At 71.4% G+C, this 26,067-nt stretch carries 17 protein-coding genes; 9 read left to right on the top strand and 8 right to left on the bottom strand.

The genetic code is table 11. The features are described from left to right. Window positions 1-125 precede the first annotated feature (125 nt). Window positions 126-1,190 (bottom strand): recombinase RecA, encoded by a 1,065-nt coding sequence (recA, locus tag ASG48_RS07780; protein WP_055847553.1) that lies wholly within the window; start codon window positions 1,188-1,190, stop codon window positions 126-128. A gap of 152 nt (window positions 1,191-1,342) precedes the next feature. On the opposite strand from recA, the gene ASG48_RS07775 reads away from it, so the two are divergent. Then, a complete protein-coding gene (locus tag ASG48_RS07775; RefSeq protein WP_055847549.1) occupies window positions 1,343-2,314 on the top strand; it encodes a PfkB family carbohydrate kinase in 972 nt (323 codons plus the stop codon). Continuing rightward, complete coding sequence (locus tag ASG48_RS07770) at window positions 2,314-3,234, top strand: pseudouridine-5'-phosphate glycosidase (protein WP_055847547.1); 921 nt, start codon at window positions 2,314-2,316, stop codon at window positions 3,232-3,234. Before ASG48_RS07775 ends, ASG48_RS07770 begins: the two co-directional genes overlap by 1 nt. A gap of 5 nt (window positions 3,235-3,239) precedes the next feature. Here the strand turns inward: ASG48_RS07770 and ASG48_RS07765 are convergent, their stop codons facing one another. Together ASG48_RS07765 and ASG48_RS18450 are read right to left on the bottom strand one after the other, a co-directional pair. Further along, the gene (locus tag ASG48_RS07765) at window positions 3,240-5,777 is read right to left on the bottom strand and encodes a PAS domain-containing protein (RefSeq protein WP_055847544.1); all 2,538 of its coding nucleotides are present in this window, start codon (window positions 5,775-5,777) and stop codon (window positions 3,240-3,242) included. 145 nt (window positions 5,778-5,922) lie between these two features. Next, window positions 5,923-6,126 carry a hypothetical protein gene (locus ASG48_RS18450; RefSeq protein WP_162243913.1) on the bottom strand — a complete coding sequence of 68 codons (204 nt, stop codon included), beginning with the start codon at window positions 6,124-6,126 and terminating at the stop codon, window positions 5,923-5,925. On the opposite strand from ASG48_RS18450, the gene ASG48_RS07760 reads away from it, so the two are divergent. Beyond that, on the top strand, window positions 6,110-8,194 hold the full coding sequence (locus ASG48_RS07760; RefSeq protein WP_162243912.1) for a flagellar biosynthetic protein FliO: 2,085 nt from the start codon (window positions 6,110-6,112) through the stop codon (window positions 8,192-8,194). The two genes, ASG48_RS18450 and ASG48_RS07760, sit on opposite strands and share 17 nt — an antisense overlap. Window positions 8,195-8,527: 333 nt before the next feature. On the opposite strand, the gene dksA is transcribed toward ASG48_RS07760, so the two are convergent. Then, a complete protein-coding gene (gene dksA / locus ASG48_RS07755; protein WP_055847539.1) occupies window positions 8,528-8,944 on the bottom strand; it encodes an RNA polymerase-binding protein DksA in 417 nt (138 codons plus the stop codon). A 364-nt stretch (window positions 8,945-9,308) separates the two neighbouring features. Between dksA and ASG48_RS07750 the strand changes: the two genes are divergently transcribed. The 4 genes from ASG48_RS07750 to ASG48_RS07735 all read left to right on the top strand — a co-directional run bounded on the left by ASG48_RS07750 (window position 9,309) and on the right by ASG48_RS07735 (window position 13,156). Next, a complete protein-coding gene (locus ASG48_RS07750; RefSeq protein WP_055847536.1) occupies window positions 9,309-9,836 on the top strand; it encodes a histidine phosphatase family protein in 528 nt (175 codons plus the stop codon). 115 nt (window positions 9,837-9,951) lie between these two features. Continuing rightward, entirely contained in the window at window positions 9,952-11,400 is a 1,449-nt protein-coding gene (locus ASG48_RS07745; protein WP_156381500.1) for a YcjX family protein, read from the top strand. 11 nt (window positions 11,401-11,411) lie between these two features. Then, window positions 11,412-12,485, top strand: a complete 1,074-nt coding sequence (locus tag ASG48_RS07740) for a TIGR01620 family protein (protein WP_055847532.1) — start codon at window positions 11,412-11,414, stop codon at window positions 12,483-12,485. Window positions 12,486-12,625: 140 nt separating this feature from the next. Continuing rightward, window positions 12,626-13,156 carry a hypothetical protein gene (locus ASG48_RS07735; protein ID WP_055847530.1) on the top strand — a complete coding sequence of 177 codons (531 nt, stop codon included), beginning with the start codon at window positions 12,626-12,628 and terminating at the stop codon, window positions 13,154-13,156. Between the two features lie 27 nt (window positions 13,157-13,183). On the opposite strand, the gene folK is transcribed toward ASG48_RS07735, so the two are convergent. After that, window positions 13,184-13,705, bottom strand: a complete 522-nt coding sequence (gene folK, locus ASG48_RS18755) for a 2-amino-4-hydroxy-6-hydroxymethyldihydropteridine diphosphokinase (protein ID WP_055847527.1) — start codon at window positions 13,703-13,705, stop codon at window positions 13,184-13,186. Next, on the bottom strand, window positions 13,702-14,562 hold the full coding sequence (gene folP / locus ASG48_RS18750; RefSeq protein ID WP_055847524.1) for a dihydropteroate synthase: 861 nt from the start codon (window positions 14,560-14,562) through the stop codon (window positions 13,702-13,704). Before folP ends, folK begins: the two co-directional genes overlap by 4 nt. A 175-nt stretch (window positions 14,563-14,737) precedes the next feature. Between folP and ASG48_RS07720 the strand changes: the two genes are divergently transcribed. Further along, window positions 14,738-15,346, top strand: coding sequence for a DUF922 domain-containing protein (locus ASG48_RS07720; RefSeq protein WP_055847520.1), 609 nt, complete (start codon window positions 14,738-14,740; stop codon window positions 15,344-15,346). A 55-nt stretch (window positions 15,347-15,401) separates the two neighbouring features. Here ASG48_RS07720 and ASG48_RS07715 read toward each other — a convergent pair whose 3' ends face one another. Together ASG48_RS07715 and ASG48_RS18445 are read right to left on the bottom strand one after the other, a co-directional pair. Next, window positions 15,402-15,722 (bottom strand): 2Fe-2S iron-sulfur cluster-binding protein, encoded by a 321-nt coding sequence (locus tag ASG48_RS07715; RefSeq protein WP_055847518.1) that lies wholly within the window; start codon window positions 15,720-15,722, stop codon window positions 15,402-15,404. A 159-nt stretch (window positions 15,723-15,881) separates the two neighbouring features. Next, window positions 15,882-16,250, bottom strand: coding sequence for an Hpt domain-containing protein (locus ASG48_RS18445; RefSeq protein ID WP_055847515.1), 369 nt, complete (start codon window positions 16,248-16,250; stop codon window positions 15,882-15,884). Window positions 16,251-16,652: 402 nt separating this feature from the next. On the opposite strand from ASG48_RS18445, the gene ASG48_RS07705 reads away from it, so the two are divergent. Then, the gene (locus ASG48_RS07705; protein WP_055847512.1) at window positions 16,653-25,661 is read left to right on the top strand and encodes a hypothetical protein; all 9,009 of its coding nucleotides are present in this window, start codon (window positions 16,653-16,655) and stop codon (window positions 25,659-25,661) included. Window positions 25,662-26,067 lie beyond the last annotated feature (406 nt).

Below are 26,067 nucleotides of genomic sequence, written 5' to 3'. Positions count from 1 at the left end.
CGCCGCGACACCCCGCCGATCGCGGAGGCCGCCGCCCCGCCCGGCGCCGCACCGGAACGCGGCGCGCTCCAAGAGCCGGACAGAAAAAGGCCGGGTCCGACGAGCGGCCCGGCCTTCGGGTTCGGTCATTCGCCGTCCGGTTCGGGCGCGCCCTCGAGCAACTGGCTGGCGATCAGCCCGGCATTGGAGCGGATCGCGGCCTCGATCTCGGCCGCGACTTCCGGATGGTCCTTGATGAAGGTCTTGGCATTCTCGCGCCCCTGACCGAGACGCTGGCTGTTATAGGAGAACCAGGAGCCCGACTTCTCGACGATGCCCGACTTCACGCCGAGATCGATCAGCTCGCCGACCTTCGACACGCCCTCGCCATACATGATGTCGAACTCGACCTCGCGGAAAGGCGGCGCGAGCTTGTTCTTCACCACCTTGACGCGCGTCTGGTTGCCGGTCACCTCCTCGCGGTCCTTGATCGCGCCGATGCGGCGGATGTCGAGGCGCACGGAGGCGTAGAACTTCAGAGCGTTGCCGCCCGTCGTCGTCTCGGGCGAGCCGAACATCACGCCGATCTTCATACGGATCTGGTTGATGAAGATGACCATGCACTTGGAGCGCGAGATGGAGCCGGTGAGCTTGCGCAGCGCCTGGCTCATCAGGCGCGCCTGCATGCCGGGCAGGCTGTCGCCCATCTCGCCCTCGATCTCGGCGCGCGGCGTCAGCGCGGCGACCGAATCGACGACGAGGACGTCGATGGCGCCCGAGCGCACCAGCGTGTCGACGATCTCCAGCGCCTGCTCGCCCGTGTCGGGCTGCGAGATCAGGAGGTTGTCGATCTCGACGCCGAGCTTGCGGGCATAGACCGGATCGAGCGCGTGCTCTGCATCGACGAAGGCGCAGATGCCGCCGGCCTTCTGGGCCTCGGCGATCGTATGCAGCGCGAGCGTCGTCTTGCCCGAGCTTTCCGGGCCGTAGATCTCCACGACGCGGCCCTTGGGCAGGCCGCCGATGCCGAGCGCGATGTCGAGCCCGAGCGATCCGGTGGAGACGGTCTCGATATCCAGCTTCTCGGTCGCCCCGAGACGCATGATCGAACCCTTGCCGAATGCGCGCTCGATCTGCGACAGCGCCGCATCGAGTGCCTTGGTCTTATCCACTGAGCTATCCTCGACGAGACGGAGGGAATTCTGAGCCATAGTATCCGGTCCTTATTCCACGCGTCGGCCACGGCTGCAATGAACTCCTACGTATCTTTTTTGTTCTCTTTCTTCAAGGCATATTCCCGTTCTGTTCCCTCTTTCCGGGTCGCTCCGATTCGGCGCTCGAACGCTGCAAGGTTTAACAAACGATGAACGCCGAAGACCGGGCCGACGCCTTTTCGCCGATCCTCGTCTGCGGCGCCGCCCATATCGACCGCCGCGCCCGCTCCGACCAGCCGTACCGCGCGCAGGCCTCCAATCCCGGGCGGCTGGAGGAAGCGGTCGGAGGCACGGCCTATAATGCGGTGCTGGCCCTCGCAGCGCTCGGACGCCCGGTTTCCTTCTTCGGCGCGCGCGGCGGCGACCCGACGGGACTCGTGGTGGAGGAGGCGCTCGCGCGCCTCGGCGTGCGGGACCTTGCGATCACCTGGCTCGACCGGGCGACGCCGACCTATACCGCGATCCTCGACCACGAGGGCGAACTCGTCGCCGGCATCGCCGACATGGCGCTCTACGCGCTTCTGAAGCCGCGCCTCGTCGCCCGCCGGCAGCTGCGCCAGGCCCTGGACGCATGCGACGCGCTCCTGGTGGACGCGAACCTTCCATCCGAGACGCTGGAGCGCCTCGCGCTGGCCGCGACGCCGCGTCCCATCGGCGCCATCGGCGTCTCGCCGGCGAAGGTCCGGGCCCTGCTGCCGCTCCTGCCGCGCCTCTCCGCCCTGTTCGTCTCGCTGGCGGAGGCGGCGAGCCTCGTGGAAGCCTCCGCCGGAACGCGGCCCTCGCTCGTCGTGGAACTTCTCGCCGAACTCGGCGTGCGCCGTGCCGTGGTGACCGACGGGCCGCGCGACGCGTTGATCCTCGATCGCGGCGCCATTCACCTGCAGCGCCCGCCGGCCGTGGCGGCGCAGGACGTGACAGGGGCCGGCGACACGCTTGCCGGCGTCGCCTTCCACCACTATTGCGAGGGCCTCGATTGGGTCGAGGCCGTGCGATGCGGCATCGCGGCCGCCTCGCTCAGGGTCGGCGCCGACGGCCTGCCGCGTTCCAACGCGCAGGCCGCGATATCACGGGCGCTCGCCGCGATGGCCGCGCCCCAGACGCTTCCCGGAGAGTTCGAATAATGACGCGTGTCCTGCATCTGTCGCCCGCCGTCGAAAGCGCCCTCGGCTCCGGCCGGCCGGTGGTCGCGCTGGAATCGACCATCGTCACCCACGGCATGCCCTGGCCGCGCAATCTGGAGATGGCGCGCCGGGTGGAGGCCATCGTGCGCGAGGAAGGCGCCGAGCCGGCGACGATCGCGGTGCTCGGCGGCCGATTGAAGATCGGGCTCACCGACGACGAGCTGCAGGGACTGGCGCAGACGAAGGACGCGATGAAGCTCTCGCGGGCCGATCTCGCCTTCGCGCTCGCCACCGGCCGGAACGGTGCGACGACCGTGGCCGCGACGATGATCGCGGCGGCGCGCGCCGGCATCCGCGTCTTCGCGACGGGCGGAATCGGCGGCGTGCATCGCGGCGCCGAGGAGAGCTTCGACATCTCGGCCGATCTCGAGGAGCTCGCCCGCACATCGGTCATCGTCGTCTGCGCCGGCGCCAAGGCGATCCTCGATCTGAAGAAGACGCTCGAAGTGCTTGAAACGAAAGGCGTCCCGGTCGTCGGGTACGGCACGGACGATCTGCCGGCCTTCTGGTCCCGCACCTCCGGACTGCCGGCGCCCCTGCGCCTCGACAGCGCGGGCGAGATCGCCGCGTTCCAGGCCGCGCGCGAGGCGCTCGACATCGAAGGCGGACTGCTCGTCGCCAACCCGGTTCCGGCGGCCGACGAGATCCCCGGCGAGACGGTGCGCGGCTGGATCGAGGCGGCGCTGGCGGAAGCCGAGACCCGCGCCATCTCCGGCAAGGCGGTGACGCCCTTCCTCCTGCAGCGCATCTTCGAACTGTCCGGCGGACGCTCGCTGGAGACGAACATCGCGCTGGTCCAGTCGAACGCGCGGCTCGCCGCCCGCATCGCCGTGGCGCAGGCGCAGGCGGCCGCCGGCTGAACCCCTCAGGAGTCCAGCATCTCCTTCACCGTCACCGCGAGGTCGCGCAGCGAGAAGGGCTTGGCGAGGAAGCCGAACGTCTCGCCCTCCGGCAGGTTCTTGAAGGCGTCCTCCGCATAGCCCGAAACGAAGACGAACTTCAGGTCGGGCCGCGTCTTGCGCATCTCGGTCAGGAGGGTTGGGCCGTCCATCTCGGGCATCATCACGTCGGAGACGACGAGATCCACCTTGCCACCGATCTCCTCCATCACCTCCAGCGCGTCGAGGCCGGAGGAGGCCTCGTGCACCTCGTAGCCGCGCATGCGCAGCGCGCGCACATTGACCGCACGCACATTGTCCTCGTCCTCGACGAGAAGGATGGAGGCGGTGCCCGAGAGGTCGCGCTTGGCGTTGTCCACGGGCTGGGCGACGTCCGGCCGGGTGGCCGGCTGCTCGGCGGGCACGTGGCGCGGCAGGAAGATGCGGAACATCGTGCCCTGGTCGGGCTTGGTCTCAACGAAGATGAAGCCGCCCGACTGTTTCACGATGCCGTAGACCATCGAGAGGCCGAGGCCCGTGCCCTTGCCGATGTCCTTTGTGGTGAAGAAGGGCTCGAAGATGCGCTCGGCCACGTCCGCCGGCATGCCCGTGCCGTTGTCCGCCACCTCGACGAGAACGTATTCGCCCGCCGGCATCTCGGCATAGCGGAACTCGGCCGCCTCCGCCGCGCCGACATTGCGCGTGGCGATTGAGATCGTGCCGCCCTTCGGCATGGCGTCGCGCGCGTTCTGCACGAGATTGGTGACGACCTGCTCGAACTGGCCGATATCGGCCATCACCGGCCACAGGTCGCGGGCGTGATGGCGCTCCAGCTTCACCGTCTCGCCGGACACCCGCTTCAGAAGAAGATGCATGTCGGCGATCACGTCGGTGAGGTTCAGCATCTTCGGCCGCATCGTCTGGCGGCGCGAATAGGCGAGGAGCTGGCGCACGAGCGAGGCGGCGCGGTTGGCGCTCTGCTTGATGAGGAGGAGATCCTGGAAGGACGGATCCCCCGTGCGGTGGTTGAGGAGGAGGAAGTCCACCGACGCGGTGATGATGGTCAGGACGTTGTTGAAGTCGTGCGCGATGCCGCCGGCGAGATTGCCCACCGCCTGCATCTTCTGGCTCTTGGCGACCTGCTCCTCCAGCGCGCGCTGCGCCGTCACGTCGACGCAGTAGAGGATCGCGGCGTCCTTGCCCTCGCCGCCCTGGGCCGGGATCGAGGAGAGATAGAGGCGCACGGAGCGCGGCCGCGCGCCGGTGATGTCGACATCGACGAAGGGCGCGCCGGGCCGGCCGGCCATCGCCGCCTCCAGGGCGTGGGAGAAGCCCTCGCGGTCGTTCGCCGCCATGTCGGTGCCGAGCGCGGCCTCGCCCTCGGCGACCGCGGCGCCGAAGATCTGCGCGAAGGCGGGGTTGCAGCGGCGCACGCGCCCCGAGCGTTCCAGGGCGGCGATGCCCATGGGCGAGGAATCGAAGAGCTGGCTGAAGCCGACGTCGAGATTGCGCCCGTCCGTCGCCGCTTCCGCCTCGAGGCCGCGCGAGAGCACGAGGACGCGCATCATGCCGGGCGCGCCCTCCTCGCCCGCGACGGGCTTGACGAGGAGCCGCACCGGCAGGACGCCGCCGCCGCGCGGCGAGAGGGTGAGATCGATGATGCTGCGCCCCTCCTCGTCCGCACTGCCGGGCTTGAGTGCGAGGCGCGAATGGGCGTTGGGCGGCAGGAAATCGTAGAGGCTGGGGCCGAGCGGGCGGAATTCGGCGAGGTCGATGCCGAGCCAGCCGGCGAGCGTCGCGTTCAGATAGACGAGACGCCACTCGCCGTCGGCCGCGAAGAAGCCGGCGGGCGCCTTGTCGAGATAGTCGATCGCGTGCTGGAGCTCCTTGAAGGAGGTCTCCTGGAGCTGGCGGTCGGCGGTGACGTCGGCGATGCTCCAGGCCTGCAGGGTCTGGCTTTCGGTAGAGAGCGGACGCACGGTCGCGCGGTACCAGCGGGGGCTCGCCTCCGGGCCGGCGAGGCCCGACAGCGGCCGCCCGAGGCGGAACTCGCGCTGGCCGGCCTGGTTCTCGCGCGCGAGATTGGCGAGATGGTAGATCGCCTCGGAGGCCTCGGGCTCGCGGGCGAGCAGCCGCTCCAGCGTCTTCGTCTCCGCGCCCGTGCGCGCGCCGGTGAGCTCGCCATAGGCCCGGTTGGCGTAGAGGATGCGGCCGCGCCGGTCGGCGACGAGCGCCCCGATCTCGGCGCTGTCGAGGACGACGCGCGCGATGGCGCCGTCCGCCACGCGCCCGGTCAGCTCCAGGAAGCCGAGCGCGCCGGCGAAGATCGCCGCCATGCCCACGATGGCGAGGAGCCCGAAGACGACGAGGACGGCCGTGCCGCCATAGGCATGGCCGACAAGCGCCAGGACCGCGGCGAAGAGGATCAGCGCGCCGCCCAGAAGCAGCAGCCGCCGCGCGAGCGAAGCGCCCGCCGCGCGATCGATGAGAGGCTTGTCCATCGTCGTCAACGTCGTGAAACTCATTGCGATTCGTTCCTGCAGCGCCGTCCCGCGATCTTGAATCAAACCATCGCCGGAAGCGAGGGTGCGGCAGCGCCGGAAGGAGCGATACGCGCACCGATAAAGCCGGTTTGTGCCGAACGGGCACCCAATGGCTCAGTATGATCCGTCAAACTGTTGCGATGCTTGCCATCTGCAGATAGGCGATACAACGGACCGGCCCGCGGGCGCGGTCCTGTTCTTGCGCGCGTCGCTTGCGTTCCGATGACCCGGAAGGGTCGAAGGGCGGACGGGCGATGCGCATCGCCGGCGCGCGAGGCTGAAGGTGTTCCAACATGCCGCAATGGATCAGCGAAATGACGGGTGAGAGCATGGCGCCGATCCTCTGGGTGGCGATCGTCATGGTGGCGGTCTGCGCCCTGGCGATCGTGGTGATCCTGCTCGCCCGCAAGGCCTTCGGCACGGGAGGCGCCAGCCTGCGCTCGCGGGCACCGCGCCTTGCGATCCTCGACGTCCTGTCGGTCGACCAGCGCCGCAAGCTCGTCCTGGTGCGCCGCGACGAGGTGGAGCATCTCGTGCTCATCGGCGGGCAGAACGATCTCGTCGTGGAAGGCACGATCCAGCGCCAGCCCCTGGCGGCGCGCGGGCGGCCGGAGCCGGCAAGCCTCGAGCGCGTCGATGCCGCCGAGCCGCGCCTCGCCTCCGCCCAGCCGCGCCAGCGGCCGCGGCCGCGGGTCGAGGGGCCGGCGCCGGTGCCGAGCCTCGATCGCCCGCCCCTGCCGCTGCCCGTGCAGCGCCCCCGCACGGCGCAGCCCGTCGCGCGCGGCGCGATGCCGCAGGCGCGCGACGCCCAGCCCGCCCGGCTGGACACGCCCGCAGCGCCGACCGTGCCGGTGGCGGTGACGGCGGCGCCGCTCGTCGCGGCCGCCCCGCTGACGCCGCGCCTGCCGACGCCGGGCGCCGATCATCCGGCCGACCGCGACGGCGCGCCGACCCCGGCCGCGAAGGCGCCGCCGATCGAGCGGGAGACCAGCCGCGTCGAGCCGGTCCTGGCGCGCGACGAAGCCCCGTCCCTCGAAGCGTCGAAGCCCGAGACGCCGAACATTGAAGCCCCGCGTGCCGAGACGCCCGTCGCGCGCGCCGCGCCTGTGCAGACGCCCGCTGCGGCCGAAACCGTTGCGCCCGTGCCGGCGCTGCGCCCGAAGCCGGCCCTGGAGGCCCCGCGGCCGGCGGACCTGCGGCCCACGCCGGCTGCGGCCGATTACCCTTCGCTGCCCCGCACCGCCAAGGAGCGCACGGCCGGAGAGCGCATCGCCGAGACGCGCCCCGCCGCCCCGCCGCTCGCCTCCTCTCCCATGCCGCGCGCGACGCCGGTCGAGGCGAGGCCCCTGCCGCCCATGGCCGCGACGCCCCAGCCCGTCGCGCCGCCCCCTCCCGCCGACGCACCCAGCGAACCCCACCCCCATGACGGCGAGGAGGACCGCGCGGCCTTGCGCGCGCGGATGAACCAGGATCCGGCCGGAGCCGGCTCGGTCGCCGACCTCACCGCCCCGACGATCTCGATCGAGAAGCGCGAGCCGACGCCTTCCACGGAGGGCGAACGCCGGCCTCTGTCGGTGACGAGCTTCGCGAGCGCGATCCAGAACCGGAAGGGTCCGAGCGAGATGCCCTCGCCCCCGGCCCCCGAGACCGGCGGCCCGAAGGAAAAGCCTGGCGCGGACGAGCCGAGCCTCGAAGACTTCCTCTCCGCCGAACTCGACTCCGATTTCGGCAACGACTCCTTCTTCGATGGCGACGTGACGCCCGCGGCCCCGGCCGCAGCGAAAGCCCCGGCGCCGGTGCCGACCCTGCCGAGCGAGCCCCAGGGCGTGGCGGCATCCGTCCTCGCCGCGCTCGCGGCCCGCAATCGCCCGGCCGAGGATGCGGCAACGGCGCCGGAGATCGCGCCGGAGCCGAAATCCTCGTCCGTCGCGCCGCCCGTCAGGGCTCCGACCGACGCGCCGACGCTCTCGCAGCCCGCGTCGCCGCGCCCGGCCGCCGCACCGCATGTGCCGGGTCCGGGCATCGGCGCACCGGCCGCCGCGCCGGCGCGCGGCGCCATGCCTGCCGCGCCCGCTCCGGTCGTCGAGCCACGGCGCGAGACGAGCGTTCCGCCCGCCGAGCGCATCGCCCCGTCCTTCGGAACGGTGAGCGCCGAGCGGTCCGCTCCCGTCAGCGAGGCGGGCGAGCGCAAGCCCCTTCCCGCCGGTCCTTCCGATACGCCAACCTCCGCCGCCGAGCGCACGGCGCCGACCATCGCGCCCGCATCGCCGCCGCCGCCGCCGCGCCCGGCCGTCGACGCGGAACCGCCTCAGCCGCGCAAGCTGACGCTGGAGGAAGAGATGGAGCGGCTTCTCGGGGACTTCACCTTCGACCACATGATCGACCCGCCGCGCCGCTGAGGCGCGGACCGACCGGACATGCCAAAGCCGCCGTGGATCCGTCCATGGCGGCTTTCGTCTGATTGAAATCGTATCGAAGGAAGCGCGAGCGCGCCTACTGCAACGAGGCCGGCCTTGGACAGGCGGAAAGAGTCGCGCGTCTTTAAGCCTCGCCCGGCATCGCGGCCGGTCCGACCGGTTCCGCGCCCATCGTCGGGCGCGCTGCCGGATAGTCCGCTGCGTCCTGCAGCCCGTCGGTCAGGTCGCGATCGCCCTGACCGAAGACATCGCCGCCGCGGTGCGCGGTCGATGCCGGTCCGCCCGGCCGAAGGCCCGGCGGGTGCGACGGCGGGACTATTCGTCCCGATAGACCTTTTCGCGACGCTCGTGGCGCTCCTGCGCCTCGAGCGACATGGTGGCGATCGGGCGGGCATCGAGGCGCTTGAGGCTGATGGGCTCGCCGGTCTCCTCGCAGAACCCGTAGGTGCCGTCCTCGATCCGCTCCAGCGCCGCGTCGATCTTGGAGATCAGCTTGCGCTGCCGGTCCCGCGCGCGCAGCTCGATGGCGCGGTCGGTCTCCGAGGAGGCGCGGTCGGCGACATCGGCCAGGTTGCTGTTCTCGTTGGCGAGTGCGTCCAGCGTGTCGCGGGCCTCGCGCAGGATTTCCGCCTTCCAGTCGAGAAGTTTCTTGCGGAAATACTCTTTCTGACGATCGTTCATGAACGGCCCATCTTCGATCAACGCCGTTGCCCCGCTAAGAGTCTCACTCATTGCGTATCTCCGTTGCCGCCGAGGGGGCTTATAGCGACGCTTCACGTTGCGAACAAGCGGGGATCAACCCGTACCGGCGACCGCTCTCAGAAAACGTAACGCTCTATATTCATTAGACATTCACAAAGTCTCGATCACAGCTCCGCCGATGTACTCCCATCGGCGCGACCCTGCGCGAAAAGCTTGCAGGCGAGAACTGGTGCGGAACTTGCTTTGAACGGACTTGCCGGACATCGCGCGTCGTCGGCCGGTCCGGCATGGCGTCGTTTCCGGCCCACGAGGACGCAGGAGAGTCCCCGGACCGGCCATCGACCGGGCCCGCCGACGATTGCCCGCCGAACGCTTTTCACCTAGTCCAGAACGCATGTCCGACGCCGCCTCCCGTCACTGCCTCCTGATCGTGCGACACGCGCATTCTTCCTGGGCACTGCCCGGGCAGCGCGATCACCAGCGGCCGCTCGACGATCGCGGCCGGCGCGAAGTTCCAGTCACCGCCCGGGCCATCGCCGACGGGGGGTACGTCGTCTCCGCCGTGGTCTGCTCCACCGCCGCGCGCGCCCTCGAGACGCTGGACGGGTTGCGACCGGCTCTCCCCGCGGATTGCCCCGAACGGCACAGCGACGATCTCTACGCGCTCGGCATCGAGGCCTACTATGCGGAGGCCAATGCGGCCTCCGGCGGCTGCGTGCTCATCGTCGGGCACAATCCCATGGTGGAGGATTTCGTCTCCTCCCTCTGCGGAACCGGCGACGGCGACAGCCTGCGGGCGCTGCGCTACGGCTTCCCGACCGCGGGGCTTGCGATCGTCACCTTCGAGCCTGGTCTGGCGCAGATCGTGCCGGGCGCGGGCCGGCTGCGCGCGCTTCTCGTTCCCGATCGCGGCGAGGACTGACGCCGGGCCCGGCCGACGACCGCCACCGTCCGCCCCGCTTCGCCCGCCCCTTACGACAGGGGGCGCGGGCGCCTATATCGCCGACGACCGCAACCGCCGCCGGATGACGCATCCCATGACCTCAATGGCCGACGAGGCCCGCATCGTCCTCGACACGCTCGCGGACCGCACCACGGGCCTCTTCAGCCCCACCCTGCGCCTCGGCGTCACCGGGCTCTCGCGCGCCGGCAAGACCGTCTTCATCACCGCGCTCGTGCACAATCTCCTGCATGGCGGGCGCCTGCCGCTCTTCTCCGCCCAGTCCGGCGGGCGCATCACCCGTGCGCGGCTGGAGGAACAGCCCGACGACGCGGTGCCGCGCTTCCAGTACGAGGACCATGTGCGCACCGTGCTGGAGGAGCGCCTCTGGCCGCAATCGACCCGGGCCATCTCCGAATTGCGGCTCACGCTGCAGTTCGAGTCGGCCTCCGCCTGGTCGCGGCTTCTCGGCCCCGGACGGCTGACGATCGACATCGTCGACTATCCCGGCGAGTGGCTGCTCGACCTGCCGCTGCTGGAGAAGGACTTCGCCACCTTCTCCGCCGAGTCCATCGCGCGGGCGAGGCTCCCCTCGCGGCGCGAACAGGCCGCGCCGTTCCTGGCCCTGCTCGACGGGGCGGACCTGTCGGCGCCGATGTCCGAGCCGGTCGCGCAGGGGCTGGCGCGCACCTTCGCCGCCTATCTCAACGCCTGCCGCGCGGATGCGAGCGCCCTCTCCACCCTGCCGCCCGGCCGCTTCCTGATGCCCGGCGATCTCGAAGGCTCGCCCGCGCTCACCTTCGCGCCCCTGCCCGTCGAGCCCTCCGAGACCTACCCGAAGGGCTCGCTCGCCGCCGTGCTCGCGCGGCGCTACGAGGCCTACAAGACCGTCGTCGTCAAACCGTTCTTCCGCGAGCATTTCGTGCGGCTCGACCGGCAGATCCTCCTCGTCGACGCCCTGCAGGCGATCAATGCCGGCCCCGAGGCGGTGGAGGACCTGAAGACGGCGCTCGCCGACATCCTCGCCTGCTTCCGTCCCGGCCGCGCCTCCTGGCTCGGTTCGCTGCTCTCGCGCCGCATCGACCGCATCCTGGTCGCGGCCACCAAGGCCGACCATCTCCACCGCGACAGCCACCGCCGACTGGAACAGATCGTGCGCCATCTCCTCGACGAGGCGATCGCCCGCGCGAAGTTCTCCGGCGCCAGGACCGACGTCCTCGCGCTCGCCGCGATCCGGGCGACGCGCGAGGCGAATGTGGAGGATGGCGGCGAGACCCTTCCCGTGATCGTGGGCACGCCCATGGAAGGCGAGACGATCGCGGGCGAGCGCTTCGACGGGCGGACCGAGACCGCGATCTTCCCCGGCGACCTGCCGGCCGACCCCAGGCGCCTTTTCGGCGCGGGGCATCGGCCGCGCGAGGCGGTGAACTTCGTGCGCTTCAAACCGCCGCGGCTGGAGCGCGACGCCGAGGGGCTCACCCTCTCCCTGCCCCATATCCGGCTCGACCGGGCGCTCGAATTCCTGCTCGGGGACAAGCTGACGTGAGCGACGAGCCCATGGACCGCCCCTCCCGGACCCCCGGCGCGTACCGGCTGCCCGGCCAGACCCCGCCGCGCGGGCCGGACGCGACGCCGGTTCGCGAGGCGCAGCGCCCGCCCCGCGCGATCGAGGATCTCAGCCTCGTCACGATCGAGGCGGACGAGGCGATCGAGGCCGAGGCGCTCGAGGCGCTCGAGCCCGAACCGGCCCTTGCCCGCCGCCGCGGCTTCTCCTTCGGCAAGCTCTTCGTCGGCGCCCTCGGTGCCCTCCTGTCGCTCGGCATCGGCCTTGCCGTCGACGACCTCGTGCGGGACCTGTTCGCGCGCAACGAGTGGCTCGGCTGGACGGCGCTCGGCCTGTCCCTCCTGCTTCTTGCCGGCGCGCTCGGCGTCGTGGCGCGCGAGACCGTCGCGCTCATGCGCCTCTCGGCCATCGAGGCCGAGCGGCGCGACGCGCTCGCCGCCTACGACACGAACGACGCTTCCGCCGCTCGCCGCGTGGTCGCCAAGCTCGTCTCCTTCCTGTCCGCCAAGCCGGAAACGGGCCTCGGCCGCGCCAGGATGGCCGAGCTCGACGAGGAGGTGATCGACGGGGCCGACCTCGTGGCGCTGGCCGAGCGCGAACTTCTGACGCCGCTCGATCTGAAGGCCCGCGCGCTCGTCCTCGCCTCCTCCAAGCGCGTTTCGGTCGTCACCGCCGTGAGCCCCAAGGCGCTGGTCGACGTCGTCTTCGTCCTCTTCGAGACGGTGCGCCTCATCCGCCGCATGGCCGAACTCTACGGCGCGCGGCCCGGCGCGCTCGGGCTCGTGCGGCTGACGCGCGACGTCCTCTCCCATCTCGCGGTGACCGGCACGATCTCGATCGGCGACAGCCTGGTGCAGCAGGTGGTCGGCCACGGCATCGCCTCCAAGCTCTCGGCGCGGCTGGGCGAAGGCGTCGTCAACGGGCTCCTCACGGCGCGCGTCGGCCTTGCCGCGATGGATCTGTGCCGGCCCATCCCGTTCCTGCGCTCGCGGCGCCCGACCATCGGCGATTTCCTCGCCGACCTGTCGGCCATCGCCAGGATTTCGGACGCCCGCCGCGCGCGCTGATCCGCATCGGGGCCCTGTGGCCGGCCTGCCATGCGGCGTGCGGCCGCGTGCACGGAGAGCCTCTCGGAAAGGCTTGGTTAACCCTTCGCGCCGATAAAGGAGCCACGAAACAACCACTTGCATCGCCGGGAAGGCTTCCCATGCTCCGCACGCACGTCGCAGGTCTCGCCCTCGCCTTCCTCGCCGCCCTGCCGTTCACGGCGCCGGCCGGCGCCGCCGGCGACGAGGCCTTCTTCAACCAGGTCTACGGCAAGTGGAGCGGTCCCGGCGAGATCGTCGCCGGCAAGTACAAGGGCACCAAGTTCACCTGCGACTTCGCGGGCCTCCAGCAGCAGGCCTCCGTCGGCGTCGATCTCGACGGCGCCTGCCGCGTCGGCCTGTTTTCCCAGCCGATGAGGGCCGCCGTCATCCGCAGCGGCAGCGGCTACAAGGGCGCCTTCCAGGACGGCGCCGCCGGCAAGGGTCTCGACATCGTGTCGGGCGCGGTGGAAGGCGACAAGATCGTCGTCGGCCTCGACCGCAAGCAGCTGAAGGGCGCGATGGTCGCGCGCATCACCAAGGAAGACACGCTGGCGATCACCGTCTCCGTGCGCGTCGCCGGGGAGCTCGTGCCCGTCATCGGCATGAACCTGAAGCGCACCGAAGGCCGGCGCAGCGCCGCCGCCGAGTAACGCGAGGACCCGGCCCGCCGGTCCCGCTCAGCCGGCCGGCGCCCCCGCCCCGCACCACCACGATCCGTCCGCGCTCTCGGCAAGGATTCCGGCCGTATCCGTCTCCGCGAGCCAGGCGGAGACGGTGCGGCCGCGAAGGCAGAGGTCCGGCGCGATGTCGGCGAGCGGCACGAGCACGAAGGCGCGTTCGTGGATCCTGGGATGGGGCAGGACGAGGCGCTCGCTCTCCATCGCGCTGCCGCCGTGGTCGAGGAGGTCGATGTCGATCGTGCGCGGCCCCCAGCGCTCGCGCCGCTCCCGCTTCAGCGCCGTCTCCGTCGAAAGGCAGAGGTCGAGCAGATCGAGCGGAGCGAGGTCCGTCTCCACCAGGGCGCAGGCGTTGAGGAAGCGCGGCTGGTCCGTCAGCCCCCAGGGCGGCGTCGAATAGAGGCGCGAGACGCGGACGACCGCCGTGTCCGTCCGCGCGTCGAGACGCCGGAGGGCGGCGGCCATCGAGGCGCGGGGATCGCCGAGATTGCCGCCGAGGCCGAGGGCCGCCCGTGCGCTCACCAGCGCTCGCCCTGGAAGGCGCGGCGCATGGCGTCGGCGATGGCGAGCGCGTCGCGGTTGGCCGGCACGTTGTGGACGCGGAAGATGTCGGCGCCCCGCTCGCGCATGAGAACGCTCGTGGCGGCCGTCGCGACGTCGGGCTCGGGGTCCTCGCGCCCGATCGCGCCGCGCACGAAGCGCTTGCGCGAGGTTCCCACGAGCAAGGGGAAGCCGAGCGCGCGCAGCTCGTCCAGCCGCATGAGCAGGAGCATGTTTTCCGGCCCGTCCTTGGCGAAGCCGAAGCCGGGATCGAGAACGATCGCCTCGCGGGCCACGCCCGCGGCCGCCGCGATCTCGAGCGAGCGCTTGAGAAAAACGTGCTGGTCCTCGATCACGTCCGGCAGCGTCCGGCGCTCGCGCCCATTGTGCATGAGGCAGAGGCCGGCGCCGAACTCGGCCGCGACGCGCGCGATCGCCTCGTCCTTCTGCGCGCCCCAGATGTCGTTGACGATATGGGCGCCGGCCTGCAGCGCCAGCCTCGCCGTCTGCGAGCGGTAGGTGTCGACGGAGATGAGGCAATCGGAGCGCGCCGCGAGCGCCTCGATCACCGGCAGGATGCGCCGCTGTTCCTCGGCGGCATCCACCGGCACCGCACCCGGCCGCGTCGATTCCCCGCCGATATCGACGATCGCGGCGCCCTCCTCCACCATGCGCAGCGAGGCGGACACGGCCGCCTCCACGCTGGCGTAGCGCCCGCCGTCCGAGAACGAATCGGGCGTCGCGTTGAGGATGCCCATGATGCAGGCCGGCCCGTCGAGATCGAGGCTGCGGCCATGGCCGACCCGCCATGTTCCGCCGCGCGGCAGTACAATGTCCATCGACCTCGCCTCCTCCAGGCGTCGGCGCCGGACGCGCCGCATGCCCATGGGCACGCTTTAGCGCAGCGCGCACCGTTGCGACAACCGGGCGATCACCGTGGCGCGAAAGCCCTTGTTTACGCGAGTCAATGAGATAGCCTCGCATCATCGCCTCGCCCTGGAAGGTCCTGACGCCATGCGTAGCCTCATCGCCCTCCTGGCGAGTGGAATCGTCGTCCTGTCCGCGCTTCCCGCCGGGGCCGCCACAGTCCGCGAGAGCACGACCTATTTTCCGGTGAAGGGCCGCACGCTCGCCGAGCTCGACGCCAGCCTCTCGCGCCAGGGCCCGCTCGTCACCGGCACGGGCGCGCGCCATCCGGGCGCCACCGAGGTGCGCTTCGACGGCCATGTCGACTACAAGCGCGTCGGCCGCCTCTGCGCCGTCGGCACGCCCCGTCTCGCGCTCGATCTCAAGATCACCCTGCCGCGCTGGGTCCAGCCGCGGCGCACGGCGCCCGACGTCGTCCTCGTCTGGCAGACGCTGGAGAAGGACATCCGCCGCCACGAGGCCGAGCATGCCACGATCGCCAAGCGTTGGCTGAAGAAGATGGAGAGCGCCATCCGCAACCTGCGCCCGGAGGCGGATTGCGAGAGGATGGAGGCGCGGGTGAACCAGGTGACGAGCCGCTATCTCGCCGCGCACGAGCGCGAGCAGCTCGCCTTCGACGCGGCGGAAGGCCGAGACGTCGACCGCCGCCTCTCGCGGGCGCTGGCCAAGGCGATCGAGGGCTACCCCGTCCGCTGACGGGGGCGGCCGGCGCGTTTCCCGGCGCGATGCGAGGTCCGAAACGGCGTGGCGATCAGGCCTGGCGTTCGGGCACGGTCAGCACGAGCCCGTCGAGCTCGGGCCGGATCTTGATCTGGCAGGAGAGGCGCGAGGTCGGCTTCACCTCGAAGGCGAAGTCGAGCATGTCCTCTTCCATCGCCTCAGGCTCGCCGGTGAGCGCGGTGAAGGCCTCATCGACATAGACATGGCAGGTCGCGCAGGCGCAGGCGCCGCCGCATTCGGCCTCGATCCCCGGCACGTCGTTGCGCACCGCGTTCTCCATGGCCGTCGAGCCGTTGGCGGCCTCGATCTCGTAGCGCGTGCCCTCGTGGGTGACGAAGATGAGCTTGGTCATGCCTGCCGGGTCCGGAATCTGGGGGACCGAGGAAACGGCCCGCAACTGCGATCGAACGGTTGAGAGAACGTCCCTCGCGCGTTGTCAACCGTGAAGGGCCGCGAGGGATGCGCGCGCGGCGGCGATGGGCGCCCGATCGCGGCGCGCCGGCAGGGCCCGTCAGTGCGCGAGGCGATCGGCGAAGGCCCGCACTTCGTCGAGTTCCTCGAGAAGCGCCGTCATCGCGGGCTCGTGCAGGGGCAGAAGCTCCACCGTCTCGGCGCGCTCGGCAAGGACGAAGGCGCCGACATTGCGCGAGGAGCCCTTCAGCGCATGGGCGAGCGAGAGGCGTTCGGCCGGCCCGGCGATCTCCATGCGGGCGCGCAGCGTGGAGAGCTGTACGCAGAACAGCGCCAGGATCTCCCGTTCCAGAAGCCGGTCGCCGAAGGTCTGGTTGGCGAGATGGACGAGATCGATGGGCCGCCCGGTGGAGGGCCGGACGCGCTCCGCGGCGGAATGGGAGGTCTGGGCGGCAGCGGGTCTGGCCATCGGCGGTCTCGGCGATCCTGACGGAGGCCGATGCGTCATGCACGACCCGGAAGCCGGCAGCATCGCGCGAACTTCCCAATCTTCGGTGAATGGCGCCTCGCCGCATGGTTTGGGATTCGCCTCGTGCCGCGATTCCTGCGATGCTGCCGGGAACGGCGGAAACCGCGCGGATCCGGGCCCTGGCGGGCGAAAGACGACGATTTCCTGCCGCGCGTTAACCTTATGTTTAAACTTGTAAGGATGTGCCGGCTTTACGGTTTCTTTCGCCTTGGCCGGCATTTACGATGATGAACGAGGAATCCTCCGTTTTGGCGCGCCATTGTGTTCGGCGTGTCGGATCTGCGACCCGGGCGAAAGCCCGGACGGTCGCAGGCCGCGGCAGAGAGTTGAGGCAGATCGTCGATGTCCAAGATCAAATCCTTCGACCAGCTCACCGACGACGCCGTCAACGAACTCGAGGAGGCGCTGCGCGCCGACTTCGATGCGGCCGAGGGTGACGCGACGGCCGAGGAAATGGCCGGCCGCGCCACGGCGAGCCTCGAGGAGGAACTGCCGGTCCGCGCCGGCGAGGTCGACTTCGTCTTCGAGGATTTCGAGCGCCAGATCGCCGAGACGGCCGACTGGCTGCGGGCCGACGGCACGGTCACGGCCGACCCGTTCGAGCTCGACGCGAGCGCCATCGACGCGGCGCTGAGCGAGGCCGTTTCCGCCGAGACGATGCAGGCGACGGACGAGACGCCCGTCGCCGCCGGAGACCCCGCTTTCTTCGCCGCGGACACCGACCTCGCTGCGGACATGTCGGGCGCCCCGGTCGCAGCGCCGAGCGATCCCTCGCCCTCGATGAGCGCGGAGGACACGGCCTCCGCGCCGTTCGCGTCCGAAACCGCACCGTCCTTCGGTGCCGCCGCGGTGGCGGCGGGCATCGGCGCCGGCGCCGGTCTCGCCGCCGCGGGCACCGGCGAGGCGTCCCTCGCCCGCCCGTCGCTCGCGCAGCCGAGCGCTGGGGGCTTCGACGCGCCGCTCGCGGCCGCCAACGAGCCCGCCCGCACCACGATGCCTGGCCTGCGCAAGCCCGCCGCCGAACTGCCGCGCAGCTTCAACCAGCCGCCCGCCAACGACGAGGACCGTCGCGCCTCCGTCGTCGCGGACGCGCTGCTGAGCCGCCGCGCGAGCCGCGGGCCGCTGATGGCCGGCACCATCCTCGGCCTCGGCTGGGCGGCGCTGGTCGGCTTCGGCGCCTATTCGATGAACGCGGCAGGCCAGAGCCTCGTGGGCGTTCCCGAGGTCGACGCGGCCCTCGCCCTGGCGCTCGGCGTCCTCCCCGCCGGCCTCATGGTCGGCCTGTCGCTCGTCGTCGTTCGCGCCGCCGACCTGAAGCTCGCCAGCCGCTCCATGGCCGAGGTCGCGCTGCGCCTCGCCGAGCCGGAATCGATCGCCGCCGAGCGCGTGGCCACCGTCGGCAACGCCGTGCGGCGCGAGATGGATTCGCTGGGCGAAGGCCTCGAGAAGGCGCTGGGCCGCTCCACCGAACTCGAGAACATCGTCCAGAACGAGGTGGCGGCGCTGGAGCGCGCCTATGCCGACAACGAGGTGAAGATCCGCACCCTGGTGACGGATCTCAGCGCCGAGCGCGAGGCCATGCTGTCGCATGCCGAACGCCTGCGCTCGGCCGTCGTCGGCTCGCATCAGCGGCTGGCCCAGGATGTCGACCAGACCTCGGACGGCGTGCTGCAGCGGATCGAAGGCGCCTCGCAGAAGTTCAACGCGCTTCTCGACGAGCGTGGCGCGAGCCTGGAGCGCGACTACGCCGCGCGCAGCCAGAGCCTCGTCACGCTGTTCGACGAGCATGGGCGCGCCGCGTCCGACCGCCTCTCCGCCAATGGCGAAGCCCTGATCGGGCGGATGGACGAGATCGCCGGCAAGGCCGGGTCGCAGGTCGAGGAGGCCACCGCTCGCGCCGTGCGCGAGCTGGAGGCCCGCAATGCCGAACTGCAGCGCACGGCCGACGGGCTCGTCGACCGCCTGTCCGGCCTCGGCGCCGAGATCGCGCGCAATCTCAGCGCCTCCGGCGAGGAGATCGCCGGCCTTCTTTCCGGCCGCGGTTCCACCTTCGAGGAGGACGGCCGCCGCTTCATCCAGCAGCTGACCGAGGCGCTCGACGAGCGTTCGGGACGTCTCGACGCCAACGGCCAGCGCCTCCTGACGGAGATCGCCGCGGCCCTCGACGGGCGCATCGCCGGCATCGAAGGCACGGTGGAGACGGGCGTCGGCCGCATCGCCGGCCTTCTCGACGACAAGCGCCAGCAGATCGACGTGAGCGGCCAGCGCGTTCTCGCCGATCTCTCCTCCGCGATGGACGAGCGCATCGCCGATCTGTCCGGCGAGGTCGACATGGCCGCCAGCCGTCTCGCCGCCGTTCTCGACGAGCGCCGCGCGCAGATCGACGCCAGCGGCGAGCGTCTCGTCTCCGACGTCACCGACTCGCTCGACGCGCGCGTCGCCGCCCTCGACGGCGTGGCCGACCAGAGCTTCGGCCGCCTCGGCACCATGCTCGACGAGCGACGCCTGACGATCGAGACGAGTGGCCAGCGGCTTCTGTCCGACGTCTCCTCGGCGCTGGACGGCCGCATCGAGGGCCTGTCCGGCCAGGTGGACGGCGCCGTCTCGCGCCTTGCAGCCCTTCTCGACGAGCGGCATGCCCGCATCCAATCGCATGGCGACCGCCTCTTGTCCGGCGTTTCCGAGGCGCTGGACGGGCGTATCGACACGCTCGCCGCCACGAGCCGCGACGCCGCGGCGCGCCTCGCCTCGATCCTCGACGAACGCAGCGCGCGCCTCGACGACGGCACGCACCGCCTCCTCAACGGTGTCACCACGACGCTCGACGCCCGCATCGAGGCCCTGTCGCGCGTCAGCGGCCTGGCCGCCGACCGGATCGCCGCCATTCTGGAGGATCGCACCAACACGCTGCGCTTCGACGCCGACCGCCTGTCGGGCGAACTGAAGGACGCGCTGGACAACCGGCTCGCCGGTCTTTCCGCCGACCATGGCAGTTTCTTCACCGAGCTGAACGCCCTGTTCGACGAGCGCTCCGTGCGCTTCGCCGGCGACGGCCAGGGCTTCCTGCTCGGCCTCGAAGCCACGCTGGATGACCGCGGCAGCGACATCGAGCAGCGCCAGCAGGCCTTCATCGCGGCTCTGTCGGCGCTTCTCGACGAGCGTTCGGGCCGGCTCGACACCGAGTCGCGCGCCTTCCTGCAGCTTCTCGAGGAATGCCTGACGACGCGCACGGAACGCGCCACCGAATTCTTCACCAATGCCGGCGGCCAGACGCTCGGCGAACTCGATCACCGCCTCGACCGGCTGGAATTCGCCATGGGCGATCGCGGCGCCGCCCTCGTCGCCGCGCTGCAGGATCGGGCCGACGCGATCGACTTCTCCACGACGCGCGCCGCGGAACTCGTCCAGGGCCGCTCGGGCGAACTGCGCGAGGCGCTCGAGTCGCAGATCCGCGGTCTCGTCGAGGCGTTCGACATCGGCCAGACGACCGTCTCGCAGCGCGCCGGCGAAGCCGTGGAACGCGCGCGCGCCGTCCTCGACGAGCGCACCGAGAGCCTGCGGGCCGTCATCGACGACCGACTGTCGGGCCTCGACGGCCTGCTGGAGGAGCGCACCGACCGTATCGCGGTGACGCTCGACGACCGCATGCTGGCCTTCGACATGGCGAGCGACAACCGGTTCGAGGCCTATGGCGAGAAGGCCGCCGCCTTCGACCGCGCCCTCGGCGAGGCCATCCTTCGCCTCGACGGGCTCCTGGCCGTGCGCCGCTCGGAGATGGAAGGCATCGTCGACACCGGCGCCCGGTCCATCGCCGACACGCTGACGCAGCGGATGGAATCGGTCGCCCGCACGCTGACGACGCAGAGCGAGGATATCGAGGCCGCGCTCGCCTATGCCCAGCAGGCGCTCTCCGGCAGCATCGAGGAGAAGGGCGCGAGCGTCACCACCGCCATCGAAGCGACGGTCACGCGCCTCGAGGAACTGCTCGGCGGCGCCGAGGACAATCTCTCGCGCCGCGTCGACGAGAAGTCGCAGGTCCTCGCCGCCATTCTCGACGAGCGCCGTCAGGCCATCGAGACGCTGGTGGAGGAAAGCGGCGACGGGCTCGCCAACGGTCTCGACCGCCGCATCGAGGCGATCGCCGGCATCCTGGCCGACCGCGCCGGCAAGTTCACCCAGTCGATCGACAAGCAGTCCGTGCGCTTCATCGGCGGGCTGGAGGAACGGTCCAACGTCTTCCTCGGCGAGTTCGACCAGCGCGCCGCGTCTCTCTCGGGCCAGCTCGCCGACCGTATCGAGGCCAGCCGCACCCTGCTCGGCACGTCGCAGGAGACCCTGGCCGCCGATCTCGGCCAGCACGAAGCCTCCATCCGCATGCTCTTCGACGAGCGCGTCGAGGCCCTTCGCGGTGCGTCCGATCTCCTGGAAGAGCGGATGAACGCCACGATCGAGAACCAGCTCGGATCGCTCGCCGGCTCGTTCGAGGAGACGGTCTCGCGCATCGCCGCGGGGATCTACGAGAAGGCCGATTCCCTGCGCACCGTCCTCGACGGCTCGGGCAGCGCGGTCGCCGCCGAGATCGACCGCAACCGCCGGCAGGTGGAGACGGACCTGCAGCGCCTGCGCGACATCCTGGAGAATGCCGGGCCGAGCGTGGCGTCCGAGTTCGACCGCGGCCGCTCGATGTTCGACACCGAGGTCGCCGCGCTGCGCCAGAGCCTGGAAGGCACCGGGTTGAGCGTCGCCGCCGAGTTCGAGCGCGTCCGCGAGCGCCTCGGCGCCGAGATCGAGGAGCGCACGCAGGGCATCGCCGGAGAGTTCGAGACGCGCACGCAGCGCCTGTCGAGCGAGATCGAGCGGAGCGCCGCCGGCCAGCTTCTGGCCATCGAGAGCGCCCTCGCGGGCCTTGCCACCGTCATCGAATCGCGCGGCGCCGATCTTCGCCGCACGGCCGACGACGCGCAGACCGAGATGTCCGGCGAGTTCGACCGCCGCCTCGACGCCATGCGCCGGGTCCTCACCGAGGGCCGCGATGCCCTCGCCTCCGAACTCGAGGCGCGCCAACAGGCTCTCTCCGGCGATCTCGGCGAGCGCATCCTGCGCGTCGGCGAAGGGCTGGACGCGCGCTCCTCGACGCTGCGCGCCATCGTGGACGATGCGCACAATGTCCTGGTCGACGGGCTCGACAGCCGCCTCGAACAGATCCGCCGCCTCGTCGGCGACCACGAGGGCTCGATCCTGTCGGGTCTCGACACGCGCGTCGCCTCGATCTCCAGCGAGTTCGACGCCGGCCGCAACGCCATCGCCCAGGTGCTCGACGAAAAGGTCGGCACCTTGTCGGACGCGCTCCTGAGCGCCGACATCCGCCTTGCCGGCGCCCTGGACGAGCGCCGCGACGCGCTGACCTCGATCGTCGAGGAAGCGGCCCGCACCGCCTCCGCCACGATCGGCGACCGCGCCGACGACGTGCGGCGCGCCATCGAGCAGAGCGTTACCGACGTGTCGATCTCGCTCGAGAACCGTCGCGACGAGCTGCTCGCCGCGCTCGACGGCGGCTCCAGCACGCTCACCTCGGCGCTCAGCGAGCGCACGCAGGCCATCGCCACCGTCCTCGACCGCGGCCTCGACACCGTCGAGCGCAGCCTCAACAGCCGCACGGCGGCCATCGCCGAGAGCCTTCGCGAGACGATCGGCCGGGCCTCGGCCGCGATGGCCGAGGAGGCCGGGCGCGCCCGCGACCTCCTGAACGGCGAGTCCAGCCGCTTCGCCGAGAGCCTGTCGGGCGTCGACCGCACCTTCGCCCTCTCCGGCGAGGAGGCCAGCCGCCGCATCGCGGCCGAGGCCGACCGCCTGTCGGAGCGTCTCGACAATCTCGCCGCCACGCTCGCAGAGCGCATCGAGGCGACCTCGCTCGCGGTGCAGGACCAGACGGGCTCGCTCAACCGGCAGGTCGCCGGCGAAGGCGACCGCATCGCCGAGACCGTGCGCAACGCGGTGGAGGTCATCCGCACCCTGTCCACCGAATCGCGCGGCCACTTCGCCAGCGAGGCGGAGGATCTGGCCCGCCGCGTGGCCGACCTGTCGCGCATCCTGCGCCAGGAAGCCGAGGAGGCCCGCCTCGCCCTCGCCGACCAGAGCTCGGCCTTCGCCGGCGAGCTCGGCGGCGCCTCGCTCGCGATGCGCAACGAGGCCGAGGCGCTGCGCGGCCGTCTCTCGGAGGTCTCGGCGAGCTTCCTCGCCCAGTTCGCCGACATCTCGGACCGCATGATCGCAGAGACGGAAGCGGCCCGCACCGGCCTCAGCGGCGAGCGCCTCGCCATGTCGGACGGCCTGCTCGCCCTCACCGCCTCGCTGCGCGGAGAGCTCGACGGCGTCACCGGCCGCCTCGCCGCCCTGTCGGACGATCTCGGCTCCAACGTCTCGATGGTGGGCGACCGCCTGCGCTCGGGCGCGGAAGAGGCGCGCGACCTTCTCTCGGAGGAGACGCGCCTTCTCTCGGCCCAGCTCGAGGAAGCGACCGAACGCCTGCGTCTTGCCGGCGAGGCCTCGCGCGGCAACTTCGTCGAGGAGGCGAGCCTCGTCGCCGGCGAGGTCGAGACCGCCACGGCCCGGATGCGCGAGGCGACCGAGGCCGCCCGCGTCACGCTCACCGAGAACACCGACAGCTTCGCCCGCCGCCTCTCCGGCGCGTCCTACCAGCTCCTGTCGCAGTCCGAGCGCGTGGCGGCCAGTCTCGAGGAGCGGTCCTCCAAGTTCGCCACCGAGCTCGGCACCGTCTCCGAGCGGCTCAGCGCCCTCCTGGAATCCTCGGGCCTGCCGCAGGAGATTTCCGGCGCCACGCAGCTCATCCGCACCGAGATCGGCGCGGCCTCGACCTCGCTGCGCGACGAGATCGCCAGTGTCGCCGAGCGGCTGCGCGAGGGCGTGGCGGAGGCCGCGACCCTTCTGGCGACTGAAGCGGACGCGGTGAACCGCGGCGTTCTCGGCCGCGGCGAGGAACTCGCCAGCCAGTTCGCCGGCCTGTCCACCGCCATCCGCGTCGAGACGGACCGCGCCCGCGGCCAGATCGTCGAGACGGCCGGGCAGATCGGCGAGGAGATCTCGACCCGCATGTCCGAGACCGAGCGCGCGCTCGCCACCCGCACCCGCCTCATGGCCGAGGAGGTCGAGGCCAAGACGCGTGCGCTGAACGAGGTTCTCGCCAGCCGCAGCGCCGAGATCGCGCGCCTCATCGACGAGGAGGCCCGGCCGATGGTCGAGCGCCTCGGCACCAGCGGGACCGAGATCGCCGAGCGCATCAGCCTCTCGACCCGCAGTGCCGCGGAGCGTCTGTCCAGCGAGAACGGCGCCTTCGTCGCCGCGCTCTCGCAGCGCACCGCCGAGACGGTGGAGGCCCTGTCGCGCAGCTCCGACGAGATCCTGTCGGCGATCGACTCCAAGGCGGCGAGCGCCATCGGCGCCGTGGCCGACATGCGCGACCAGCTGTCGCGCGACGTCGGCTCGCTCGTCGGTCGCCTCGCCCAGAGCGGCAATGCCCTGCGCGGCCTCGTGGAGGAAGCGGCCGGCAATCTCAATGCCATCGACGTGGCGCTCGGCGAGACCAGCCAGCGCTTCACGGAAGGGGCGGAGCAGGCCTCCAACTCGATCTCGCTCTCCTCGCGCCTCCTCGACTCCAACGTCGCCAGGCTCGACCAGCTCTCCACGACCGCCTTCTCGCGCGTCGCGGCGATGGCCGACCGCTTCCAGGAGCACGGGGCGACGCTGACGGAAGTCGTGCGTCTCATCGAGACCAATGAAGACGGCCTGCGCGCGGCGCTCGGCTCCGGCCATGCCGAGATCGAGGCCCTGTCCAACGGCCTCGTCGAGCGGTCCGAGGAGATCGGCGCGCTGATGCGTTCGATGGAGGAGGTCGTCGGCGGTCTGTTCGATCGCACCGAGGAGCGCTCGCGCCTGATGGCGACGCTGCTCGCCAGCGAGGTCGGCCAGTCGCTCGGCGAAGCCGACCGGCGTCTCGACCGGGCTGAGGCCCGCTCGCGCCAGGCGGCCGAGACGATGCGCACGGTGCTCGAGTCCGCCGTCGGCGATGTCGAGGATCGGTTCGAAGCGGCGGAAGCCCGCTCGCGGCAGGCGGCCGAGACGGTGCGCGACGCCTTCCAGACCGTCGCCGGCAATGTCGACGGGCAGTTCGCATCCGCCGAGGAGCGGTCGCGGCAGGCCGCGGAGATCATGCGCGGCGCGATTCAGTCGGTCGTCGGGGAGGCCGAGAGCCAGTTCGACGTGGCCGAAGGCCGCTCGCGCCAGTCGGCCGAGGCCATGCGCGCGGCGATCCAGGCCGTCATCGAGGACGCCACGCTGCGCTTCGAGGGCGCCACGCAGGAGATGCGCCGCACGGCCGCGGACATCCGTCGCGAGCTCGACGGCGCCCGCGCCGAGATCAAGCGCGGCGTCTTCGAACTGCCGGAGGAGACCCGCGAGTCGACCGAGGCCATGCGCCGCGCCGTCTCCGACCAGATCCGCGCGCTGAAGGACCTCTCCGAGATCGTCTCGCAGTCCGGCCGCGCGCTCGACGTCGGCATGCGTCGGGCTCCCGCGGCGGCCGCGCCCCGGGTCTCGACCCGCGTCGCCCCGCTGAGCAGCGTGGAGGACGAAGTCGAGGCGGAGATCGCCGCGTCCTTCCTCTCCGACGGCAATCTCGCGCTCGACACGCGCGGTCCCGCCTATCCCGCGCCCCAGGCGGCGGCGGCGCAGCCGGTGTCGCAGCCGGCCCCATCCGTCGCCCGAGGCGAGGCCCGTCCCGCCGCACCCGCGGTGCAGCAGCCCTCCACGCTTCGCCCGGCACGCCCGGTCGAGGACGAGGCGGCCCAGCCGGGCGAGACGGGCGGCCGCGGCGGCGGCTGGGTCTCCGACCTCCTGCGCCGCGCCTCGCGCGACGAGGACGCGGCCAAGGCCGAGATGCCGGCGCCCGCGGCACCGGCGCCGGCTCCCGCCGCCCGCAGCGCGGACCATGTGGTGGAATCGCTCAACTCGCTCTCGGTCGACATCGCCCGCGCGATCGATCACCGGGCCTCGGTGGAGCTGTGGGACCGCTACCGCGCCGGCGAGCGCAACGTCTTCACCCGCCGGCTCTACACGATGAAGGGACAGCAGACCTTCGACGAGATCCGCCGCAAGTACCAGCGCGACATGGAGTTCCGCGGCGCGGTGGATCGCTACATCGCCGATTTCGAGCAGCTTCTGGCGGACGTCGCCAGGACCGACACGGACAACGCGATCTCCCGCGGCTATCTCACCTCGGACACGGGCAAGGTCTACACGATGCTCGCCCATGCCTCCGGACGCTTCGACAGCTGAGGCGAGAGAAACCGGCCAACCGCCGGTGTTCGATGGAGAAAAGGCAAAAGGGGCGGCCGGCGACGGTCGCCCCTTCTTCGTGGTGGCGAGATGGAACGGGCCTGTCCCTGCGGCGACGGCCGTCGCCGGATCCGAGCCCGCCGCGCGTTCGGAAATGATGCGTCCCGGCCACTGCCCGGCACGCGTTCGAGCGCCTGGCCGCACCGCATGGACAGCTCCGGCGGATCGGTTCGTCAGCGGACCGGCATGATATATCGCACGGCCCGCCGTCGCGCTCGCCGGGACGCGGCTTGGATGGGAGCTTGCGCGGGACGGCCCGACCGCCACGGGCGGACCCGTCGCGACCCCGGATCGGCGCTTGCCCCGCTCTTCCGGAGCGGGCTCGCGCACCGGGGCCGGCGTCCGT

The sequence above is a fragment of the Aurantimonas sp. Leaf443 genome (genome assembly GCF_001425575.1).
Classification (GTDB): Bacteria; Pseudomonadota; Alphaproteobacteria; order Rhizobiales; family Rhizobiaceae; genus Leaf443.
The sequence above is the reverse complement of the archived record's forward strand: the minus strand, read 5'-3'. Positions and strand labels throughout refer to the sequence as shown.

Bases quoted from the DNA above. Each gene is read 5' to 3' on its own strand.
- ASG48_RS18450 (WP_162243913.1), bottom strand. From the start codon at position 6,126: ATGCTCTCACCCGTCATTTCGCTGATCCATTGCGGCATGTTGGAACAC.
- ASG48_RS07775 (WP_055847549.1), top strand. From the start codon at position 1,343: ATGAACGCCGAAGACCGGGCCGACGCCTTTTCGCCGATCCTCGTCTGC.
- ASG48_RS07765 (WP_055847544.1), bottom strand. From the start codon at position 5,777: ATGAGTTTCACGACGTTGACGACGATGGACAAGCCTCTCATCGATCGC.
- ASG48_RS07715 (WP_055847518.1), bottom strand. From the start codon at position 15,722: ATGACCAAGCTCATCTTCGTCACCCACGAGGGCACGCGCTACGAGATC.
- ASG48_RS07750 (WP_055847536.1), top strand. From the start codon at position 9,309: ATGTCCGACGCCGCCTCCCGTCACTGCCTCCTGATCGTGCGACACGCG.
- recA (WP_055847553.1), bottom strand. From the start codon at position 1,190: ATGGCTCAGAATTCCCTCCGTCTCGTCGAGGATAGCTCAGTGGATAAG.
- ASG48_RS07760 (WP_162243912.1), top strand. From the start codon at position 6,110: ATGACGGGTGAGAGCATGGCGCCGATCCTCTGGGTGGCGATCGTCATG.
- folP (WP_055847524.1), bottom strand. From the start codon at position 14,562: ATGGACATTGTACTGCCGCGCGGCGGAACATGGCGGGTCGGCCATGGC.
- ASG48_RS07705 (WP_055847512.1), top strand. From the start codon at position 16,653: ATGTCCAAGATCAAATCCTTCGACCAGCTCACCGACGACGCCGTCAAC.
- ASG48_RS07735 (WP_055847530.1), top strand. From the start codon at position 12,626: ATGCTCCGCACGCACGTCGCAGGTCTCGCCCTCGCCTTCCTCGCCGCC.
- ASG48_RS07745 (WP_156381500.1), top strand. From the start codon at position 9,952: ATGACCTCAATGGCCGACGAGGCCCGCATCGTCCTCGACACGCTCGCG.
- ASG48_RS07770 (WP_055847547.1), top strand. From the start codon at position 2,314: ATGACGCGTGTCCTGCATCTGTCGCCCGCCGTCGAAAGCGCCCTCGGC.
- ASG48_RS18445 (WP_055847515.1), bottom strand. From the start codon at position 16,250: ATGGCCAGACCCGCTGCCGCCCAGACCTCCCATTCCGCCGCGGAGCGC.
- ASG48_RS07740 (WP_055847532.1), top strand. From the start codon at position 11,412: ATGGACCGCCCCTCCCGGACCCCCGGCGCGTACCGGCTGCCCGGCCAG.
- dksA (WP_055847539.1), bottom strand. From the start codon at position 8,944: ATGAGTGAGACTCTTAGCGGGGCAACGGCGTTGATCGAAGATGGGCCG.
- ASG48_RS07720 (WP_055847520.1), top strand. From the start codon at position 14,738: ATGCGTAGCCTCATCGCCCTCCTGGCGAGTGGAATCGTCGTCCTGTCC.